Here is a 1,649-nt window from a genome sequence, read left to right on the forward strand (position 1 = left end):
CGCCGCGCGCGGGCAAGGTGCCGGCCGCCGGCGCCGCGCCGGATTGGCCGCCTGTCATCGTGATCTTGAAGTCGGCAACGCCGAAAGTGCCTACGTCGTAGGCCATGATGCCCAGCTCGGCGCCCGTGGCGGGCTCATTGCTGACATCGCCAATCTGCTGGCCGTTCACGATGAAACGGGCCGCGCCGGGCAGTTCGACCACTCTGATGCGGTCGGTACCGTCCAACTTCGCTATGTTGGGCAGCGTAGCGATGTCGCGGCGATTCTGCCCCTGCAGACAGAACAGCAGCGTGTTCTTGTCGGCCGTGAGTTCGAGCAGGCACAGGCTCTTGTTGGCGCGGTTGCTCAGCGCCACGCCGATGGACGCCTTCGGATTCGGAGACTTGACGACCACATTGACGTCGGTCACCCGGCCCGATTCCGGCGCCGGCCCGACATTCATGTACAGGGTCTGTTCGCTGTCGGCCTTGTTCGCATTGTGCAGGGTGAACCATCCATCCTGCACGCCAGCGGTCCAGCCATCCTGCATCTGCTGCTTGACCACGCCGGCCAGCGGCCCCAGTTGCTGCTCGTACTGCGCATGCGCGGGCAGGCTTACCGCGCTGAAGATGGAAGCCAGGGCGATGCCACGTAAATGCATCCGAATGTCTCAGTAGTCGAATTGAAGTAGCGCAGAATATGCCAGATCAATTCGACCCGCTTATTCATTTGTTAAAGATGTATCAAAACTAAATGAACAGCGGAAAAGCGCATTCGGCCGTGGTGCCGCGGAGCCCTCGCGCGATCTAGGAAGCCACGCGCGCCAGCAAGGCCACCACCGTCGCCGCGATGCCTTCCTTGCGACCCAGGTAGCCCAGGCCCTCGTTGGTCTTGGCCTTGATGTTGACCTCGGTTTCGGCCAGGCCGATATCGGCGGCGATGTTCCGCACCATGGCGGGAGCATGCGGGCCGATCTTGGGCGCCTGGGCATGCAGCGTGGCGTCGATGTTCACCGGCTCCCAGCCGGCGGCGCGCACGCGCGCCATGGCCTCGCGCAGCAGCACGCGGCTGTCGGCGCCCTTGAAGGCCGGGTCGGTATCCGGAAAGTGCCGGCCGATGTCGCCCAGGCCGGCGGCGCCCAGCAGCGCGTCGGTAATGGCGTGCAACAGCACGTCCGCGTCCGAATGCCCCAGCAGGCCATGCGTGTGGGGAATGGTGACGCCGCCGATGATCAGCGGGCGGCCCTCGACCAGCGCATGCACGTCGAAACCCTGGCCGACGCGGAAAGGAATACTCATAGCCATTTTTCCATCAGTTCGAAATCGTCCGGCCATGTCACTTTGAAATTGCGCATGGAGCCGGGCACCAGCAGCGGCGCATAGCCGGCCGCCTCTATAGCCGAGGCCTCGTCGGTGACGGCCGCGCCGCTCACGGAAGCCGCCGTCAGCGCGTCGCGCAGCACGCCAGCCCGGAACATCTGCGGGGTCTGCGCCAGCCACAGGCCATTGCGGTCCAGCGTGCGCTCCACGCGCTCGTGACCGGCCTTGACCGTGTCCGCCACGGGCAGCGCCAGCAGACCACCCACGGGGTCCGCCAGGCAGGCGTCGATCAGCCGGCCCAGCGCAACTGGCGGCAGGCCGGGGCGCGCGGCGTCGTGCACCAGCACCCAG

Annotated in this window: 2 protein-coding genes and 1 pseudogene; all 3 read right to left on the reverse strand. The window is 66.0% G+C overall.

Annotated features, from left to right (window positions below; genetic code table 11):
• Nucleotides 1–640 (reverse strand): annotated as a pseudogene (locus VIR09_RS00425) (hypothetical protein); the annotation flags it as partial.
• Nucleotides 641–785: 145 nt separating this feature from the next.
• Nucleotides 786–1,277: a 2-C-methyl-D-erythritol 2,4-cyclodiphosphate synthase gene (gene ispF / locus VIR09_RS00430; RefSeq protein WP_332010635.1), complete on the reverse strand. Its 492-nt coding sequence runs from the start codon at nt 1,275–1,277 to the stop codon at nt 786–788.
• Nucleotides 1,274–1,649 (reverse strand): 2-C-methyl-D-erythritol 4-phosphate cytidylyltransferase (locus tag VIR09_RS00435; protein ID WP_332010637.1); only part of this gene is annotated, 376 nt, incomplete at its 5' end. The genes VIR09_RS00435 and ispF, both read right to left, overlap by 4 nt.

Origin of the sequence: Achromobacter sp. (genome assembly GCF_036567245.1) — a bacterium.
Taxonomy (GTDB): Bacteria; Pseudomonadota; Gammaproteobacteria; order Burkholderiales; family Burkholderiaceae_B; genus Achromobacter.